At 35.1% G+C, this 20,354-nt stretch carries 12 protein-coding genes, 1 tRNA gene and 4 pseudogenes; 8 read left to right on the top strand and 9 right to left on the bottom strand.

Annotated features, from left to right (window positions below; genetic code table 11):
- Positions 1 to 278 precede the first annotated feature (278 nt).
- Both OOL01_RS04490 and gatC read left to right on the top strand, forming a co-directional pair.
- On the top strand, positions 279 to 1,199 hold the full coding sequence (locus tag OOL01_RS04490) for a ribose-phosphate diphosphokinase (protein ID WP_264686413.1): 921 nt from the start codon (positions 279 to 281) through the stop codon (positions 1,197 to 1,199).
- On the top strand, positions 1,189 to 1,542 hold the full coding sequence (gatC, locus tag OOL01_RS04485) for an Asp-tRNA(Asn)/Glu-tRNA(Gln) amidotransferase subunit GatC (protein ID WP_010401704.1): 354 nt from the start codon (positions 1,189 to 1,191) through the stop codon (positions 1,540 to 1,542). Before OOL01_RS04490 ends, gatC begins: the two co-directional genes overlap by 11 nt.
- A 38-nt stretch (positions 1,543 to 1,580) precedes the next feature.
- Here the strand turns inward: gatC and OOL01_RS04480 are convergent, their stop codons facing one another.
- The 6 genes from OOL01_RS04480 to OOL01_RS04455 all read right to left on the bottom strand — a co-directional run bounded on the left by OOL01_RS04480 (position 1,581) and on the right by OOL01_RS04455 (position 10,305).
- A complete protein-coding gene (locus OOL01_RS04480; RefSeq protein ID WP_064085826.1) occupies positions 1,581 to 2,837 on the bottom strand; it encodes a Tol-Pal system protein TolB in 1,257 nt (418 codons plus the stop codon).
- Positions 2,838 to 3,283: 446 nt separating this feature from the next.
- Positions 3,284 to 4,918 carry a ribonuclease J gene (locus OOL01_RS04475; RefSeq protein ID WP_264686412.1) on the bottom strand — a complete coding sequence of 545 codons (1,635 nt, stop codon included), beginning with the start codon at positions 4,916 to 4,918 and terminating at the stop codon, positions 3,284 to 3,286.
- Positions 4,919 to 5,087: 169 nt separating this feature from the next.
- A complete protein-coding gene (gene dnaJ, locus OOL01_RS04470) occupies positions 5,088 to 6,206 on the bottom strand; it encodes a molecular chaperone DnaJ (protein WP_264686411.1) in 1,119 nt (372 codons plus the stop codon).
- Positions 6,207 to 6,288: 82 nt separating this feature from the next.
- Positions 6,289 to 6,366 (bottom strand) — tRNA-Arg (locus OOL01_RS04465).
- Positions 6,367 to 6,628: 262 nt separating this feature from the next.
- On the bottom strand, positions 6,629 to 6,937 hold the full coding sequence (locus tag OOL01_RS04460; protein WP_264686410.1) for a hypothetical protein: 309 nt from the start codon (positions 6,935 to 6,937) through the stop codon (positions 6,629 to 6,631).
- Between the two features lie 281 nt (positions 6,938 to 7,218).
- Entirely contained in the window at positions 7,219 to 10,305 is a 3,087-nt protein-coding gene (locus OOL01_RS04455) for a phosphoribosylformylglycinamidine synthase subunit PurL (protein ID WP_264686409.1), read from the bottom strand.
- Between the two features lie 108 nt (positions 10,306 to 10,413).
- Between OOL01_RS04455 and OOL01_RS04450 the strand changes: the two genes are divergently transcribed.
- The 4 genes and pseudogenes from OOL01_RS04450 to OOL01_RS04435 all read left to right on the top strand — a co-directional run.
- Positions 10,414 to 13,332, top strand: a complete 2,919-nt coding sequence (locus OOL01_RS04450; RefSeq protein ID WP_264686408.1) for a PD-(D/E)XK nuclease family protein — start codon at positions 10,414 to 10,416, stop codon at positions 13,330 to 13,332.
- Positions 13,333 to 13,547: 215 nt separating this feature from the next.
- Positions 13,548 to 14,954 carry an ankyrin repeat domain-containing protein gene (locus tag OOL01_RS04445; protein ID WP_264686407.1) on the top strand — a complete coding sequence of 469 codons (1,407 nt, stop codon included), beginning with the start codon at positions 13,548 to 13,550 and terminating at the stop codon, positions 14,952 to 14,954.
- Between the two features lie 191 nt (positions 14,955 to 15,145).
- Complete coding sequence (gene fumC / locus OOL01_RS04440; RefSeq protein WP_010401666.1) at positions 15,146 to 16,534, top strand: class II fumarate hydratase; 1,389 nt, start codon at positions 15,146 to 15,148, stop codon at positions 16,532 to 16,534.
- An 82-nt stretch (positions 16,535 to 16,616) separates the two neighbouring features.
- Positions 16,617 to 17,137 (top strand): annotated as a pseudogene (locus OOL01_RS04435) (IS6 family transposase); the annotation flags it as partial.
- 16 nt (positions 17,138 to 17,153) lie between these two features.
- Here the strand turns inward: OOL01_RS04435 and OOL01_RS04430 are convergent.
- The 3 genes and pseudogenes from OOL01_RS04430 to OOL01_RS04420 form a co-directional block, all read right to left on the bottom strand.
- A complete protein-coding gene (locus OOL01_RS04430) occupies positions 17,154 to 17,408 on the bottom strand; it encodes a transposase family protein (protein WP_264686406.1) in 255 nt (84 codons plus the stop codon).
- A gap of 219 nt (positions 17,409 to 17,627) precedes the next feature.
- Positions 17,628 to 18,937, bottom strand: a pseudogene (locus tag OOL01_RS04425) (IS110 family RNA-guided transposase).
- A 237-nt stretch (positions 18,938 to 19,174) separates the two neighbouring features.
- Positions 19,175 to 19,585, bottom strand: a pseudogene (locus tag OOL01_RS04420) (helix-turn-helix domain-containing protein); the annotation flags it as partial.
- A gap of 171 nt (positions 19,586 to 19,756) precedes the next feature.
- Here OOL01_RS04420 and OOL01_RS04415 point away from each other — a divergent pair.
- Together OOL01_RS04415 and OOL01_RS04410 are read left to right on the top strand one after the other, a co-directional pair.
- Entirely contained in the window at positions 19,757 to 19,918 is a 162-nt protein-coding gene (locus OOL01_RS04415; protein WP_264686405.1) for a hypothetical protein, read from the top strand.
- A 122-nt stretch (positions 19,919 to 20,040) separates the two neighbouring features.
- Positions 20,041 to 20,354 (top strand): annotated as a pseudogene (locus OOL01_RS04410) (transposase); the annotation flags it as partial.

Raw genomic sequence — 20,354 nt, 5'->3', positions numbered from 1 at the left:
TCCATTAAATATATAGATATTTTAGCCTATATTTTAATAATTGTCAAATTTTTAATAAATCTAATGAAAAATTATAGAAAATGCTTAGCATCACAAAAAATTTACTTTATTTTTAAGTAGAAAAATAGTACGTACCTTTGTGAAAACGAGTTGCATGATAAGAAAGCTGGTGAAATGTTTCGAGTAACTTTTTCGTTTCTATGATCCACTTGGCGGCAAGAATAAAGTTTTAATCGTTCCATGGTTTCTGTATAATTTTCAAAACTTAATTGGTATATATGAAGGTAATAATAGGTAGCGCTAGTAAACGATTAGGAGATTCAATAGCAAGTGGGCTAAATGCTCAGCTATTCCCCAATCAGGTGTCAAGATTTGCCGATGGTGAGGTAAATGTAGAAGTAGCAAATGATCTACGTAATCAAGAGGTATATATAGTACAATCTCTTTCTTCCCCTGTAAATGATAACCTTATGGAGCTTCTGCTTACAATTGATGCAGCAAAGAGATCTGGAGCCAAGAGAATAACAGCTATTATTCCTTATTACGGATACAGTAGGCAGGATAGGGTTATTAAAAACAATAATATGCAATCTGCTTTAAGTGCTAAATTAACTGCAAATCTTATTCAAACAGCTGGTGCAAACAGTGTTGCTGCTATTGATTTGCATTCAAGTCAAATTGAAGGTTTTTTTGATATACCAGTTACTAATCTAAGCTGTTTTGAAGTATTTGTTAACTCTATATACAAGGAAAACTTGGCAATAGTTGCGCCTGATGTTGGAGCAATTGGCAGAGCTCGTACTTTTGCAAAGATTTTAGAGGAAAAACACAAGTTGGATAATGATATTGTTGTAGTAGATAAATATAGAGAAAAAGCAGGTACATCTGAGGTAATGAATGTAATCGGAGAAGTTGCAAACAAAAATTGCGTCATTGTTGATGATATAGTTGACTCTGGCGGAACATTATGTAATGCAGCTCTTGCTTTAAAAAACCGAGGAGCAAAGTCTGTAGTTTCGTGCATTACACATGGAATACTTTCAGGAAATGCAGTTGAGAAAATCTCTTCCTCTTCTCTGGATAAATTAGTAATTACGGACACCGTATTTCACAAATTTGAAAAAAATGATAAGATAGAGGTTGTTTCAATTGTAAATATTTTAATTTGCTTTATGCAAGGAGGTAAAAGTGCCAGCTAGATCAACAGAAGATGTTATCACTTCGTTAATAGAATTTGCAAATAAGAGAAAAATAACAATTACTAAGGAAGAAATGCTTAAAACTGCACAGCTTGTGAGGATTAAGTTATCCGATGATGAGATTCAATACTACTCAAAAGAACTGACAATGCTGGATTGGATACATGATACTTTGTTGAAAGTTAATACTGAAGGTGTTTCTCCTATGCGTTATGGAACTATAGATAAGGATGTCCATGTACGCGATGATATTATAAATTCTCAAAACATTAAAGAAGAAATATTATCCAATACAAAATCGGAGCATGGGTATTTCGTAGTACCGAAGGTTATAAACGATTAAGATAAAGCAAGATTTATACCGATTTTATAGATCTACTTTCAAAAATAAGACCAATCTGGTAAAGAAGCATTCGTTGGAGTAAAAACCATTTTTTGATTTTTCTTTACTAAATCTACTAAATATAATTTAGAGTTGCTTGGTGATTCTGCGTTAGTAAAGATAATTTCTCTGCCATTTGGTAGCCATGCCGGAGATTCAATTTTATGTCCCTCTGAAAGCAAGCGCTCTTCTTTGCCATCTGGCTTCATAACTCCTATGTAAAATTTTCCTGACTGAATTTTTGTAAAAGCTATCAGATCTCCTTTTGGCGACCAAACAGGTGTAGCATATCTTCCATTTCCAAAACTAATTCTCTTGGGTTTTTTGCTTTTTTTAGTGAAATCTATGATATATAGTTGCTGACTTCCACTTATATCAGAACTAAAAACCATGTACTTTTGATCTGGAGACAAAGAGGGAGAAGTACTTATAGCTGAACCTTTAGTAATTTTTTTTGTTCGTTTACTACTTAAGTCTAGAGATAATATATTTGTTTCACCACTCAATGAGTGGGAAATAAAAAGAGATTTACCATCAGGAGAAAATCTTGGTGCAGAAATAACTCCTTCAAATGCGCTGATTATTGATTCAGTGTTATCTTTTAAATTTTTTAATATTATATAACTTTTACCATTTGTGTATGAGATATAAACAATACCCTTTCCATTTGGTGAAAATCTTGGTGTTGACACAAATTTCTCACCATTTGTTAAGTACTTTATATTACTTCCATCTTGATTCATCACAGCAATTTTACGGACGGATTTGTAATTGCTATCTTTTTCTTCAGCGATATATGTAATTTTTGTATTGAAATGCCCTTTCTCACCAATCAATCTATCATGTATCACATCTGAAACAAGATGACTAATTTTCCTCCAGTCTTTTGCTAGAAAAACAACCGACTGAGTAAGTAATTCTCTGTTTGTAAAGCTGTCAGATAAACGAAAAGATAGCTCTAAATTTCTGTTTGATACTTCACTTAAACTTACTGTGACTACAGTATCGCTTTTCCAAGACTCAACTTTCGTGTTACGTTTCACATTAAATAAGCCACAATTAGATAGATTTGTTTCAATTACTTTTGTGATGCTTTCACTTAGCTCACTTTCCACTTCTGTCTTGCATGCACATTTAGATACAACAAGATCAATATTACCAATATTGCTTTTTTTTATATCAACATATAAAACAGCTTTTGTGGAATAAGGAATAAATAACGAAATAAATAACACCAGTTGAACGAATAGCTTCATTAGATTTCTTGCATTACCTCCTGTCATCTCAGCAAATAGCTTACTTTTGAAGTTAAACTGCATGACAGTAGAGTAAATCAATTTCTGCAGTACTTGACACTGGAATCCAGAAATTTGACTGCAAGTAAGTGCACTGAGGTGGCAAGCATAAAAGTAGCTGTTTTATTCTAAAATAAACGTCTTTGACAAGGTTGCATGAAAAACTGGATTCCAGTGTCAGAGCACTGGGATGACACTCTACTGGTGGAGATTGCTCTAAAACTACAATGTTTGCCTGGGCGTTGAGATGGCACCCTTCTGGTAGATTCAAATCACAATGTTTGTATAGTTGTGTGATCTGACACTGATTTTTTTTTACGGATTCCAGTATTGCATGCTGAAATAACATCAAAGAATACATTGTTAACTTCTTACTCAAATAATGGTTAATAAAAAGAGGTATATTTCTATACCTGTTCTATTTGGACTTCAATTATAGGTCTTTTTAGTAAATATTCCTTTAAGATACTAAATATTGAACTTTCAATCTTATTTCTTATTTTTTTTATCGGTTGTGGACTAAATGCTGACTCAACCTTCTCTATGATCTTTTGCATAATGGCTGCATCTTCTTGCGCTTCGAAAACACCAGGTGCAAATACTTTTGGCTTAGCGAGCAATTTGTTTTTCTTATTCACAATTGCTGTTACTACAATAACCCCAGCATCTCTCATTCTCTCACGCATCTTTATAACGCTGCATTCTGGATGGCGTAGCAACGTACCATCAATACCAAAGTAGTCAACATCAATTGAACTAACTTTTTCTCCATTCTCCAAATTAACAATATCACCTGGTGCAATCATTATTGCTTTTTTCACACCGCACTCTTTAGCGAACTTTACATGTGCATCCGTATGAATATACTCACCATGAACTGGAATAGCTATCTTAGGTTTTATCAAAGAATACATTTCCCTTAGCTCTGCTTTTACTGGATGTCCGGAAGCATGAACATTCTCTGTTTTTTCAGTAATAACTTCCACTCCCATCTCAATAAAGGCATTGAGCATGTTATGTGCACGAGTTTCATTGCCAGGAATGATTTTTGATGAAAAGATCATGGTATCACCTTGCTGCATTTTAAATGCTTGATGACTCTTATTAGCAAGCCTTGAGGTTGCTGCCAGTGGCTCACCTTGACAACCTGTGCAAAGTAGCACCAGCTTTTCCCTTGGAAAATTTACTGCCTCCTTTGCTTCTAGAAACTCAGGAGAATCAGTTAAATAACCACTATCCTGAGCAACTTTCACTATTCTCCATAAAGATCTGCCAAGTAAAATCACTTTTCTATTTAGTGCTTGTGCAGCTTTAGCGATAGTCTCAATTCGCGCCACATTTGAGGCAAATAGCGATACAGCAATCAATTTTTTAGACCGCTTTATTATATTGTAAATATTATCATAAATTTCACTTTCTGATTCAGGGTCGTGTTTGCTCAGTATGTTTGTTGAATCACAAATTGCTGCAAGTAGATCACCTTTATCGCCAATTTCTTTTAAACGCTCTATATTAGAAATTAATCCAACAACAGGTTTTGGATCAAATTTCCAGTCCCCAGTATGAAGTGCACTACCTGCTTCAGTGCTAATTAATATTGAATTTGCTTCAGGAATTGAATGAGTTACATTTATAAACTCAACGGTAAAAGGACCCAAATTTATGCTGCCATTTATGTCCACCTCTTTCAAAGGTACTATACCTTCCAATCGAAATTCTTTCAATTTTTCTTTGAGAAAGTTAACCGTAAACTTTGTTGTATATATGGGACATTCTAACTCTTCCCACAGATGAGGCACTGCACCACAGTGATCTTCATGTGCATGTGTAATTATTATTCCAAGCAAATCTTTTTTTCTTTGAGCAATAAAATCTACATCAGCGATGAGCAGCTCAACACCTGGCATAGTTTCATCTGCAAAACCGATACCAAGGTCGATCATAATCCACTTGCCTTGATAATGATATAGGCTAACGTTCATCCCAATTCTTCCTACTCCTCCAAGAGGAAGAAATAAAAACTCATTTTTGTTTATGTTCATTAATTTTAAATTATTAAAATGCGAGGATAGCAAAACTTCGACCTTAAATAAAGGAATTTATCACTTTTGCATAACTTAAAAAAATCTTTTCACTAAAAGAGAAGGCTTTCAAATTGGTAAAAAGAATTAAGTGTATACAGCTACCTCTTTATATCATTTAGCAAATTTCTCATTTTTTTTTTACTTTTCCAAAGAATCCTTCAGATTTCTGCTCTACACTTTCATGTTCCTCTTCCTCAAGCGCTTTTAATAGCTCAATCTGCTTTTGGGTTAAATTCTTTGGATTTAAAGTCTCAACTATTACCTGTACGTATAAATCACCACGAGCATGTGAGTTCATATATGGCATACCCTTTTCCCTACAACGTAGTTTGGTACCAGTTTGAGTGCCTTCAGGGACCTTTACTTTTATTTTAGCTCCATCAATTGATTGAATATCGATTTCACCACCAAGTACTGCTAGTGTCATTCTTATAGGCACTTTACAGTGTAAATCTGCTCTATTGCGAGTGAAGATCTGATGAGTAGCTATTTTCACACATACGTATAAATCTCCGCTTTTTCCACCTCTTGCTCCAGCTTCTCCTTTACCACTGACCCTTACTTTAGCTCCTTCTTCTATGCCTTTTGGAATTGAAACGGAGATATTTACTTCATCTCTTTTACGTCCACTTCCACCGCATTTCTTACATTTATTTTGTATTATTTCTCCTTCCCCATAGCATGTAGTACACGTTCTTTCAATGGTAAAAAAGCCCTGTTGAGTTCTAATTTTACCGCTTCCCTGGCATGTGTTGCACTGAACTGGTTTGATTGCTCCTTCGCTACCTGTGCCTTGGCATGTATTACATTTTATATTTGTCACATAATGTATAGGTGCTTGTATTCCTTTAAATGCATCTTCCAAGGTAATTTTAAGGTCGTAGCGCAGATCTGCTCCAGATACTCCTGTTGTACTTCTTTTTGTTCTTGACCTACTTGTACTGCCGCCGAATCCTCCACCAAAAAAATCGTTAAATATATCGCTAAAATCCCCTCCAGCTTGGCTGAAATCAAATCCACCGGAAGCACCATCGTGACCATAACGATCATAACCTGCTCTTTTTTCAGAGTCAGATAGAACTTCATATGCAGCTGTTACTTCTTTAAATTTTTCCTCTGCTTCCTTATTACCAGGGTTTCTGTCAGGATGATATTTTAATGCTAGTTTTTTATATGCTTTTTTTATCTCATCAGTACTAGCATTTCTGCTCACTTCTAGCAGATCATAGTAGTCTTTTTTGTTCATATATAATAGCTCAGTATTTTACCTTTAAAGATAGGTATTACATATATGAATTTCAAGTATGACCTCTATTTCCTATAAAATATGGTGCACCCTGAGCGACTTGAACGCCCGACCTTTTGATCCGTAGTCAAATGCTCTAATCCAACTGAGCTAAGGGTGCTTGCACAAAGCTGACTTTAACAGATTTTATAGCTTATTTCAATTGGTTTAGCTAAAAATAAAACTCTTATCATGTATGAAACCTGTAAGAAATTGTACTAGCTCTCTTAAAGGATAACTTAAGTTAACAGTTTCCAATTACTGTGATTTTAGAACCGCTATCCGAATAAGAGCTTTTCACATTATACTTCCAAGCTGCTAACAAATAGCGGAATGACGGTTATAGTTAAATCTAAACTATTTTGGCTATATCAGAAGACGGGTTATGCAGAAACCTTAAAATACTTCTTGCTTGCCAAGGAGAATAAATACATTCCTACAAACAAGCAGATACTCAATATCGATGCATAGGAAAACTTGAAAATTAAATCTTTAATATATATTGATAAGTATTTACCTGCAGAAATTTTGTATAGTAGTCCAACACAAATAATCGTACTATCAATGACCGATGCTATAATTAAAGTGATGAAATTTGCCATATGAAAATTCAATTTCGACTTTAATTCTTCAAAAACAACTATGCTTGAGAGAAGAGAGATTAAAATTGCAGTATATAGAACCAGTATCATAAAACTAAAATTTTGCAATTTAAAAAGACAGCATATCACTGTACACACTATTAAGCTGTAAGTAGCTTTGCTTCTACCATAAAACTCAACCATTGAGTTTACAACTAAAGTAGCTCCCACAAATAAGGCAGCACATATCATTAATTTATTTGAAGTGTTAAGTAAAGAAAGACTGATAAGCAAGAGTATTGATAAAATGGACATAATCACCTACCCAAATTTAATAATATGCATTTATTTTAATCAGACATTACACATAATGAAAAATTTGTCTAGCGTAATCAAAAGTTATTTAAACTAGTACCTAAGTCTTTCAAATCTATTCTTATAATATCCTTTATATTGAGAGCTTTCTCCTCTGTCACTTTTCCAATACATGAAAAAACTATACCTTTAAACAATTCTTCAAACTTCCGCTGATTTTGCGGGGCAATGGTTACTAATATTCTACTTTGCGATTCAGAAAACATTATTATCTTGTTTATTATGTCTGTATTTTGTGTTTTTCCTATTGGTACTAGTGAAAGATCAATTTCAGCACCAAGGTCTCCTGCAATTAGCGATTTTGCCAAAGCAATAATTAAGCCGCCTAAGTTTGGTGCAATTGCAGAGACAATTATGCCATCTTTTATTGCCTGGTTGTAACGTTCATACAACTTCCTAGCGCTCTTTGCATTAACTTTTGGCACGTTGTTATTATCTATTCCACTATATAACTGATATTCAGATCTACCAAGCTCATCGTAGGTTGTACCAAGCACATATATCAAGTCCCCTGGCATTTTCACATCAAGCGATACCGCATTTTCAATATTGTCTATAACTCCAATTGCTGAAATGAGTAGTGAAGGTGGTGCAGATATCATCACTTTCTCGCCATTTTCGTCATATCCCTTGAAGTCATTGAACATACTGTCTTTTCCGGATATGAATGGCGTTTTAAATGCAGTTGCAAAGTTGTAACAAGCCTCTGCAGATCTCTTTAGTTGCCACAATCTTTCTGGATTATAAGCATCGCACCAGCAAAAATTGTCGAGCAACGCTAGATGATTTATATTTCCTCCTGCAGCTACGTAGTTGCGTATTGCAGTGTCAATCGCACATGCTGCCATGTGATAAGTGTCAATTTCTCCATAACTTGAGCCAAATCCCTGCGATTTTACAACACCTTTGTTTGAAGAAAGGACTGGCCTCGAGACAACAGCTTCACTGCACACTCTTCCCTTGCCTTGCAGTGGTTTCAGTATTGACGATCCTTGAACCTCATGGTCATATTGCACCACTATAAACTCTTTGCTGCGTATGTTTGGTCTGCTTAGCATTTCTTTTAGTGCAAAGGTGTCATTCCAGTGCTTGACACTGGAATCTATCTCAAGCTCAACTCTGCCATCGCACGTATTTTTACATAAAGTTTTAGATTTATTTGCAGACAAAGCCTGCTGGATTCCAGTGTCAAGAACTGGGATAACAGGAGAGAATTCTGGAATGACAGCGTATGGGTTAGATTTTCCAGACCATGGCTTTGTCTGTAAATGCATTTTAGGATTACCATCATGCAGAAATTCAGTTTCGATGTCCATTATTACTGCCCCTGGGGGACATTTAACAACGGCTTTGCCAATTTTGTTGAATTCTCCAATTACACAGACCTCCACATCATGTGTTTTCATGATTTGCTTAAACGCAGGAAGATTTTCTTCTGGCACTGCTAAGGTCATTCTCTCTTGTGATTCTGATATCCATATTTCCCACGGAGCCATACCATCGTTTTTAAGGAGAACCTTGCTCAAATCAACTTCAAATCCGTCTTTTCCCATTTCACCAATGGACGATGATAGACCGCCTGCTCCATTATCCGTTATTGCATTATAAAGACCAAGATCTCTTGCTTTTACGACGGCGTTGGATAATTTTTTTTGTGTTATAGGATCACCAATTTGCACAATTGTTGAAGGGCTGTTTCCCGACAATGCCTCTGAAGAAAAAGTTGCACCGTGAATTCCGTCCCTTCCAACTCTTCCACCAATAATTACGATTTTATCACCGTTTTTGGGTTCTTTTATGTGTGAAGGTGCATTATTTATATTCCGTGGAATAATTCCGATGCTTCCAACAAAAACTAATGGCTTTCCACAGAATCTATCGTCAAAGTATACCGATCCAAGTTGCGTTGGAATACCGGAGCAATTACCAGCAACATTAACACCGTGAATCACTTCTTTCATTATATATTTTGGTGGTAAGATTTTATCAGTACGCTCTTTATCTCTATAAAGTTTGCCTTTTGATTCTTTGGCAAAGCAAAAGTAATAAGTATTCATGATAGGTTCTGCACCTTTGCCAAAACCGACTATATCTCGATTAACTCCAAGCACTCCAGTCATTGCTCCACCGAACGGATCGAGAGCTGAAGGACTATTGTGAGTTTCAACTTTATCTACAATCAAGTAATCGTCATCAAAAATTATTCCTCCTGCGTTGTCGGAGAAAACTGACACGCATATGTTAGAATTTATCTCACGCGTTGCACGCTTAATATAATGAGCATATAGACCATCTTTTATTTCATCAATAGGGGAGCAAAAAATATTGTGTTTACAATGTTCAGACCAAGTCTGTGCCAGAGACTCAAGTTCAATATCATATGGATTTCTACCGAGTTTTTTAAAGTAATCCTTTATAGCTTTCATTGCTGCCAGCGAGAGCCCTAAAGTGCCATTACCATCGATTCCATCTCTGCTGATTTTTTCAAGCTCTTGGTCACTTACATTGAGTTTGACAGATTTTGCTCCATTATTACCTGGTGTCATCCCAGTGCTTGACACTGGAATCCATTCTTTTTTTTCCTGGTCACGCGCTGTAATGACACCAGGTGGGGTATTTGGTTTACTGTAATACTTCCAATGGCAATTGCCGTTTTCTTTATAGACAAGTGTGCAATATTCAGTAATAGGATTGAATTCCTGTTTTATGTCATCTTCGGTTGGAAAACCTCCTTGACTTAGAATCAATTTTGAACTTCTTGCCTTGATAGAAACACTTTCATCAATGTGGCCTTTGCTCATTAGATATTCTCTAACAATTTGTTTTGCCGTGTTTCCTACGTTATCGGTCATGCCAGGTAAAAAGCTTATCTCCAAGCCCCACTTTGCTTGTGATTCTATGAAGTTATATTGAACTTTTTCAAGGTTTTCATTGTAGGAATAATAACGGCAGTCTTGTATGACTTTATTATAAAATAGCCCACAAATTTCTTCATGTAATTTTGATGGTAATTCTTTGCTTATGTAAATCAAGTAAACATTAACTACCCTTCTGCGGCCAACTTGTTCACATTTATTAAAAACTTCTATTCTGATGTTTGCCATGTAATATTGTGAAAGACTTTAATATATCATAGCATAAGAAACTGCGAGCACATTTATATTTTAAATAATTTCTATACAATAAAAGTGTTGTATTAATTGTTACTGTTAGTGGGAAGAGTTTTTACTGTTAATGTGAATGAGTCCCTTTTTGATGTGCTGGTTCAGCACATATTTTCTGAATATGAAAGAGAAAAAATTCCCAAGATAAAGATCATACTTCCCTGCAAGAGGGATGTGATAGCATTGCTGAGTGCATTCAAGAATTACAGAACTATAATTTTGCCAGAGATAGTTTCACTAGAAAACATTGATGAAGAAGATTTAATATTAAATCTTGATAGAGTTAAAGTTATTAACCCGACAAAGAGAACGCTGCTACTCATTCAATTTATATTGGAGTGGAATAAAAAACACAATGATAGTTTTCCAATCGATCTAGTTTACAGTTTGCCGTCATTACTTCAATATACCCAAATAGCGGATTGTTATCAGCTTGATGAGCATTCGAAGAAAATGGAGAATTTCATAAACTTACTTATCAAAACTTGGAGTAACACTTTAAAAAATTTAGGAGTAGTAGATATACTAAAGCATAAGAGTGACTACATAAACAATATGATAGCCTCCCTGAAGAAAGATCAGCATATGATCTTTATTGGAATTGGAAAGGAGGAGATTTATAAGTTGTTGATTAAAGCTGTATACGACCTGCCATTTGGAAAGATAATTTTACCTAATCTGAATTTGAAAATTAAAGAGAAAGATTGGCAATCACTTGATAAAAAACATTATCAATATTGCCTGAAAGATCTGCTCGATTATTTAAGTATAGGCAGAGAGGATGTAAGTTTTCTGCCAGAAGCGTGTTCTGATGTCATTCCAGTGTCCAGACACTCGGATCCAGAAAACTTAACTTTAAATGAGTGCACCAGGTTGCTGTACAATAGAAACTGGATTCCAGTGTCAAGCACTGGAATGACATCATCTACTACTCAAATTACCTGCAAATTACAATGTTCGTACACTAAAAATCAGAGGGCTGTGATGACAGGCAGTCCTGAACTAGATTATGTCTTTGATACAACTGCCGATCTAAGTAAAGTTAGTAATGGATATATTGGCAATATTGAAGTCATCACTTGTGATTCCAGAGAGGAAGAAGCACAGGTGACGTCACTAATTATGGAGAATGAAGGTTATGAAAACGTTTCTTTGTTTGTTTTTGATAAATTACTTGCAGTTCGTATGGTGTGCCCCATATCGAAAAACTATTCTTATGTGACGCTTCTGCTTTATAGTATTGAGATTTTGAACTCAAAATGGAACGGTGTGGCATTGCTTTCTCTTCTTAAACATAGGCTAGTGACTTTTGGTTACGCTCAAGAAGAGTACACTCGTATTTTATCTGAGTTTGAGATAGAAGTATTGCGTAGCTTTGATATAAATGGTCTTAAGGATATTATCAACGCTATTAGTACTTGTAAAAAGCTAAGATATAAAGAAGATATATTAATTATTATCAGTAGATTAGAAACTATATTTAATCTTTTACTTAATCTTATAAATTATCCTATTTCTGATATAGCAGCAGCTCATTTACAGTGTGTTAATGTGCTTTCTAATGTGAATTTTCTAGAGCTAAATGGTGAAATAGGTAATTTTACTCGTGATTTCTTAAATGCATGTGACGGTATAGCAATTGAGTGTTCCTTAGAGTTATATAGTCAAATCCTGATATTATTTTTAAAAAGGAAGTTTTTTTCTCCAGAAAATAACTTTGATAAATTTAGCTTATATCAAAATAAAGTTGTAATACTTGCTGGATTTAATGATATACCAAATTTTCAGAATCCGTTTTTGAGTGCACTGAATAGAGAAAAATTTAACCTTCATTCTGTGCAAGAAGAGCAAGGGTACTTTTTGTATACTTTGCGCAATTTATTTGGTGCCGGCAAGGTTTATATTACGAGGCTAGTGAGTGATAGAAAATCAATTCTATTGCGCCGTTTGGAAGTTCTGTTACAAGAACCAAAATATCCTTATCGCAATTGGCTAAGAATATTAAATACACCTGAGTGCATTGTTCCATGTACTCAGCCTATGCCAAAACCTCAAGCCAAAGTCAGAGAAGAAAAAATGCAAGTGATGTCTTGCAGTGCGGTAGAAAAACTGATTCGTAACCCTTATTCATTTTATGTTGAATACATACTAAACCTTAGACAGTTGAAAGACTTAAATTTTAAGCCATCGATATTGGAGTTTGGCACTATGGTACACAATATTCTTGCAAGATATTTACGCAACGAAAAGTCGCTGATGAGTATTGCACGAGAAATATTCTCGTCTAATCGATTCCACTTTTCAAATATGTGGTGGGTAAGGTTGCAGAGGATAATTCAATCTTTTGTTGAGTTTGATAGGACTGGAAACAATCAAGTTGAGTTGGAGAAGAGCTTTTCCTATCCGATATTTCATATTCCAGCGCGTGACACACAACTGCGCGGATGCTGTACAACTTCCACTAAGAATAAGGGTGTCATCCCAGTGCTTGACTACTTGGATCCAGAAAATTTGATTGCAAATGAACACACCAGACAATTGTGTAATAAGAGCTGGTCAGATACTCGAATGACAGAAGAAATTTTATTGACAGCAAGATGTGATAGAGTTGAGTATCTACCAGGTGGGCAAGTAGCAATTATAGACTATAAACTTGGTTCACCACCTTCCAATGAGGAAGTTATGTCAGGATTTTTCCCGCAATTAATTTTACAAGCTTTAGCAGTGGAATACACAACAAAAAAAGAAGTCTCGGAGCTTGCTTATTGGAAACTTGATTATGATAAAATAAAGGTTATTGCTTTGAAAGATTATAGACAAAAAATGCATGAATTTCAGAATATTCTACCAGATTTCTTATCTAATTATTTAAGAGATACTACTCCCTTCATTGCCTCTCCTTATTTTGATAAATTCCTGAGATTTAACATCTACAAACAACTAGAAAGGATAGGGGAGTGGTTATAAATTATATCTCCTCTCATCCAGATCAAAATAGCTGGTTGTACAGCTGGTTTACTAAGTGCAGTAGGAGAATTACTAGATTGTGATATAGACTCATCTTTGCTAGACTCAAACAACCATAAAAAAACACTAAAAAGTGATTCAATCAATTTTAGCCATTAAAACTTGAATAGTGGCTAAAATAGCTTTAAATTGTATATTTATTTTAGGAGGGGTATATGCCATCACAAAAACAGCTAAATGCGCAGCTAATTGATGCTGCTAAAAAAGGACAGCTAGATTTTGTTCAGCAAGCTATACAGGGTGGAGCAATTATTAATACAATAGATGATGATTATGGGAGAACTGCTTTAATATGGGCTGCTGACAATGGTCAACTAGAGATATTACAATACTTGATAGAAGAGGGAGCAAATGTTAATGCAGAATCTCCGGAAAACATAACTGCTCTAATTCATGCTGCTACCAATGGTCATCTTGAGGTCATACAACTTCTAATAGCAAATGGAGCTAATTTAAATGTGAAACATAAAGGTCAATTCCCTGCTCTAACATTTGCTATTATAAATGGCCATACGGAGGTAGCAAAGCTTCTAACTAGATATCATTTAATAGCTAATCTTGATATGTCAATACCTCGCTTGCCTCTTCCTACTTGCATACCAGAGTTATCATCTTATTGGTATGACTGTAAGGATGAGCTCAATAAAATGAAGGAAGAAGATAGTGAATTATATAATTTTCTTGTAAGTAAGAGAATTAATGAACAGGTAAGAATTTGGACAGAGAGTGAGACAATACGAAATATTTCACAAGATAGATTAAATATAGAATACTCAATCTATGCTAAAGATTTAACAGGTAAAATAGAATTAGTGATATTTTTTCTTAACAACAGGGAAATAATCAATTCTTTATCGCGGTATTATAAGGTAAGAATTCAAACAATTGATCAGGTAAAAAGGCTACTTGATCGTTTCACAAGAGAACATGTAGAGCTTGAAGTAGAAATTGTTCCAGCACAATTAAACTTTAATACTCAAGAGTTACAACCCCCTAAACTAAAAACATTATCATTTGCACAAATGATTAACAATCATGCAGGATTATTTTCAGCTGCCAAAAATGGTCAATTAGAAACAGTAAGATACCTGATAGAAAAACAGAAAGAAGATATTAATTCAACAGATCACTATGGAAGAACTGCTCTAATGTGGGCTGCTGGAAATGGCTATTTAGAGGTAGTACAGTACCTGATAGAAACAGCAAAAGCAAATGTTAATGTGAAAGATGGCTATGAAAACACTGCTCTGAATTATGCTACTAGAAACGGGCATTTAGATGTAAAAGAATATCTGAAAGGTTACATACAAAAAGAACTGCGGAAGAAATACGTCTGCATTGGCGTGAGTGGTGCAATAGGTTATGTTGCAGGTATGACAATATCATGTTCTGCGGGAGCAGCGATTGCAGTTTGTGCAGCATCAGCTACCATTAGTCTAGCGTTAGGTGCAATTTTTGGTTATACAGTTGTAGAAGTAAAAAAAGAGAAAGCAAACACAGGTATAGCTTCTGCGCTTAAAGATGTTTTCACTATTCAAGCTCTAAGTAGAATAGCCTTATAGAGAGTGAAAGTAGGTTTATTGCTGAAGGTTGCATGATTGCCTTAATAACAATAAAAAAATAATAGAAGCAAAAGATATGGCTTGAAAGTTTTCTAAGGTCTTAACTAAAAATGTCTCAACTTGATACTGAAATACAATTTGATTTAACTAATCATATATGTAGGTAATGTCAAACACTAGAATGAGGAAATATGGATAAAAAAGTTAGAATAGAATCAGATAGCTTAGGAGAAGTAAAAGTACCAAGTGAACATTACTGGGGAGCGCAGACTCAGCGTTCTTTGGAAAATTTCAAAATTGGTACAGAGAAAATGCCAGAGCCCCTGATTAAAGCGCTAGCAATAGTAAAACTTGCAGCAGCACGTGTTAACATGAAGCAGGGTAGCATAGATAATAGAGTAGGGGATGCAATCTGCTCAGCTGCAAAGGAAATAATAGACGGTAAATTTAATAATCAATTTCCACTTGTTGTTTGGCAAACCGGGTCTGGGACGCAGACCAATATGAATGTGAATGAAGTGATCAGCAATCGTGCAATAGAAATTTTGGGCGGTGATTTAGGTAGTAAATCTCCAGTGCATCCAAATGATCATGTAAACTGTGGTCAGTCATCAAATGACACTTTTCCAACAGCAATGCATATAGCAGTAGCAGAACAAATAGACCGCTTGCTTATTCCCAATCTTGAAGAATTATATAAAGCGCTAAATAATAAGGTTCATGAATTTAAAGATATAATAAAAGTAGGGCGTACTCATCTGCAAGATGCAACTCCTCTAACACTTGGGCAGGAATTTTCTGGCTATGCAGTTCAGATTAAAAAGGGAATAGAGAGAGTAAAGTCAACTCTAAGCAATGTATATGAACTTGCACAAGGTGGCACTGCAGTTGGCACGGGAATCAATACTAAAAAGGGTTTTGCTGAGGATTTTGCTAAAGAAGTGGCAAAAATCACTAATTTTCCATTTATTTCAGCAAAAAATAAGTTTGAAGCACTAGCAGCAAATGATGCTTTAGTTGAGCTCAGTGGAGCACTCAATACAGTAGCAGTAAGCTTGATGAAAATTGCAAATGATATAAGGTTACTTGGTTCTGGTCCAAGATGTGGAATTGGAGAAATAATGTTACCAGAAAATGAGCCTGGCTCTTCAATCATGCCGGGTAAGGTGAATCCAACTCAATGCGAAGCAGTGACTATGGTATGTGCTCAAGTTATGGGAAATCATGTTGCAGTGACAATTGGTGGCTCAAATGGTCACTTTGAATTGAACGTGTTTAAGCCGGTGATAATTTACAATGTTTTGCAGTCTATAAGACTTTTAGCTGATACAAGTTTAAATTTTGCAGAGAAATGCGTAGTTGATATTAAAGCAAACGAAGAAAGAATAAAGGATTTACTAAATCAGTCGTTAATGCTAGTTACTATATTAAATACGCATATAGGATATGACAATGCAGCAAAAATAGCGAAGCTTGCTTATAAAGAAAATATCACTCTAAAAGAAGCAGCAGCAAAACTTCAACTGCTCACTGAGGAGGAGTTTGAAAGGATAGTGAAACCAGAGGAGATGGTAGGTTAAACTACCACCTTTTTTAGGGTTCTGTCGCATTTGTAGGGAAGTAGAAAGAAGAATGATATAATTGTCTAAAAAAAAAGCAAAGATGTTTCGTATCAATCAAAAATTGTTGCCATATTTCAAAGGATTTAGCTTTTCAGCGGATGTTATCTGTATACATGAAATGTCGATTCTCTTTGAGCTATCGAGATTTGGAAGAAATGATGAGTATAAGGGGAGCAAAATGCTACGTTACAAAGGTGGGTTATCACCACTGATAGATGAGGCAGTAAGGAAAAGAAAGAAGCAGGTTGGTAGTAGTTGGAGAGACTTACATTAAATTAAACGGTAAATGGGTTTATTTATATACTGTAGACTTCCTCTTGTGTGTTAGTAGAGACAAGTCTGCAGCACTTGCATTCTTTCGTAAAGCCTTCAGGAGTAACTATCTTCCTGAGAAAATTGTAATTGATAAAAGCGGCAGTAATACTGCTGCTCTTGATGATTTGAATGCAGAAATTTCTGAAGATTACAGTTCTTCAAATAAAATATCTAAATAATATTGTTGATAGATTTATCAAAAAACTAATAAAGCCAATGCTTGGGTTTAAAAGCTTCCATTCCGCAAAAGACCTGCTGCGAATCAAGCGATAAAAAGAAGGAAAGGAGGGTGACTAAAATGAAGGTTAACTAAAAGGCGTGCTACAATACCAGCAATAATCTCAGGTTGTATTTTTTCTGAAAATTGCGGTAAACATGGGACATAATCTTTTACCTCACGGATCTTATTTTCTACTCTCATTCTAAATGATGCTAATCTTCTATTATGCTCTTTCTGCTCTGGAGTTAATGGCTTTTTACGATACTTTTTATATGGAATTATAACATTGCTTTGCAATTTTTGCCAACCTTGATATCCAGAATCGGCATGTTTTATGCTATCAAGTGGTTTCTTGTTTCCTTATGCGAAAATCACTACACGATATGGCTTTGACACTGATAACATTCTTCCTACTTCTTCGATTCAGTTTTCATGGTGTTGGTTCTTTTTTTCCTGAATATACTTTTTTTACTATCTTCTGGTCTCTGTATTTGCTTCTAAGAAACTTCCCATTAGTTATTCCTGTTGAACTAAGATATAACCGAATTCCTGTGCCTTTTTGATTAAATTTTTTACAACTTTCTCTTTGTAACGTGTTTCATAATAATCTATTCCTCTTTCTACATATTCTTGTCCATACTTCAACATACTATAAAAGATACATGCTAATTTCCTTGCCGTAGCAGTAATCGCTTTTGGTGCACCTAGTCGTTTTTTTAACCTTCTACAATATGCACCTATTCCGCTATTGCTTCTTGATACACAGTGAGCAGCCATTCGAAATGCATTCGCGGCACGATTAATGACTTTACGTGTTCTTGTGCTAAACACTTTTTCCCCTGTAATTTTATTAGCAGGGCTTAGCCCCAACCACGAAGTAAAATGCTTTTCTGATCGCCATTTATTATAGTTAATACCAACTTCCGAAATGATAGTTTGTACAGTTAGTATATCCAATCCAGGAATTTTGGTAAAATCTATACCAGTTACTCGATATAATTCTTCATGCAAAGCAAAGTTTGGTTTACTTTTTCTGTGCTTATTTTTCTCTTCACCTAACTTTTTACTCTCATCAGACTTTATCTCAAATGTTTTATAATATTCTTAAATGCTCCTGTCACATTCTGCTACTTTTTCCTGATAAATATTATATAGCTCAAATTCTTGCTTTAATGTAAATAGGTGTTCTTTTCTATAGTTTCCTGCTAATGCTTTTGCAATAACAGATTTATCACTTTTTATTCGTCCATCTCTTAGTTCAGCCAATTTTTCAGGATTATTCTCACCATCTATTATTGCTTTAATAATTTGCATTCCAGTTACACCAGTTGTATCGCTTATAACTTTATGTAGTTGAATATTCATTTGTGTTAGCGCTTTTTGCATACGCAAAGTATGTGTAGAAGCATTTTCAATTAAATTTTTACGTTGCCGAACATAACTACGCAATACACACATTTGATCATCTGGCCTAAATGACCCTTGGAGTAACCCGTAACTGTGTAGTTGTTGAATCCATTTGCACATCTGATTTTCTCCCAGGTACATTTTTAACATGTTTTGCGTTTACCAGTTTTACTTCAAATCCGTGTGATTCAAGTACTTGAAACAAAGGAATCCAGTACACTCCTGTTGACTCCATGGCTACTGTATTAACTTTACATTTTTTCAACCATTTTGCTATGTTGTAGAGATCTTCCGTAAAGCAGCTAAATTTTTGTATACGTTGTTCATCGCTTCCTTCGGGTACACATACATAATGTACAGCCGAGCCAACATCGATTCCTGCTGCATTAGATCTCTAATTTACTTTTGAACTTTGCCATTTTTAATCTCCATTATATAATAATCCATAATTGAGAAGTGCTTAAGCTTGGGACGGTTGAGTTATACATTCTTCTAATCGAGGTAGCCCAAAAGGCTCAATCAGTGGTTCGACCGTTCCTCCAAAGCCACGCTGTCCTACGGACACTTAAGGCACCATTGCACAGTTCGGCTATAACTGCAAAAAGCTCTTCTCTACAAAATTATACATAAAATTTGCCATACACTCAGCTAGGAAGTTTCTTTTTGGTTTGACAGGTTTTATCTGTCCGGCGCTGTTCTGTAACATCAGCCAAAATCTTCAGTATTTTTTCTGGCGTCATACTTCTATCTTTTGTTATAGTCACTTTTTTGGCGAGTAATGGCTCTATTCTCTTAAGTAACCTACATACATTTGCGTTGTGTACATTGAATAGGCATCCTAAAAATCTATGCGTTATGTAAGTGCGATAGTACAAAATTACGCAAAACAACTTATCTTCCAGAGTTGGTAGTTTTGATCTTCTACCATGACACTTTTTCTGTTTTTCAAGTTTTTCCCATCCAGACCTCACTTTTTCCACCACCTTTTCGAACTCCTCTATAGTTAAACCTGTTATATTACGAAAGTTTCTTGGGTGTTTTTTCATATTATAGTAACTAAAGCTCATTTTTTTCCTTACTTGATCTGCTTATTCTTCTTCTACCTCTCTCACATCATTTTTTCAATCACCTTTTGCAGCAGGTCTTTAGAAGAAACAGATGTACAAGCTTATGCTGCTTCTACTCCAGAATCTACAGAGACAGAAAGTTCTTTTTTTAGTAACTTGTTTAGTATACTTATGAAGCCTTTTTCTTTAATAGGGTCATTTTTTGGTAATTTCTTTTCATGGTTGTTTGGATCTGATGAACCATCAACTGAATCTGATCAAATAATTGCACCAAGTAACTCAGGAGGAGAGGAGCTAACAAACTATCAAGAGGGTGATAATAATATTATATAATAGATTTCTTGCATAACTGGAATGCAAAGAAAAATCAGTTTCAAGTGGCCCGGGAGTGTTAAATAAACTGTGTCAAACCGAGAAGTAAAGTAATAAATTGATAAAAAAATGGAGGTTTGACAATGAGTCAAGCAAACACAACTACCGGTTTGGTAGACTATAAAGAATTAGAAACAAATATCTTATCATCTATACGAGAAGGAAGACCATTGACAGGAAGAGATGGAGCATTAACACCATTTATCAAAAAACTGCTAGAGGGAAGGCGAGATAGAAAACCATTTGTCAGCTGAAAGCGAAGAAAACAACCGAAGAAATTCAAAGACTTTACGGACAAGTATTTGAACTATTGACACCAAGAGATAGAGAAGGAAGTTTCGAGCCACAAGTAGTCAGAAAAAGGCAAACAACCGAACTTGAAGCAAAGGTTTTAAGT

The sequence above is a fragment of the Wolbachia endosymbiont (group B) of Rhopobota naevana genome, assembly GCF_947250615.1.
In the GTDB taxonomy this organism is placed as follows: Bacteria; Pseudomonadota; Alphaproteobacteria; order Rickettsiales; family Anaplasmataceae; genus Wolbachia.
Note: the sequence above shows the minus strand (reverse complement) of the source record. Positions and strands in the feature narration are given on the sequence as shown.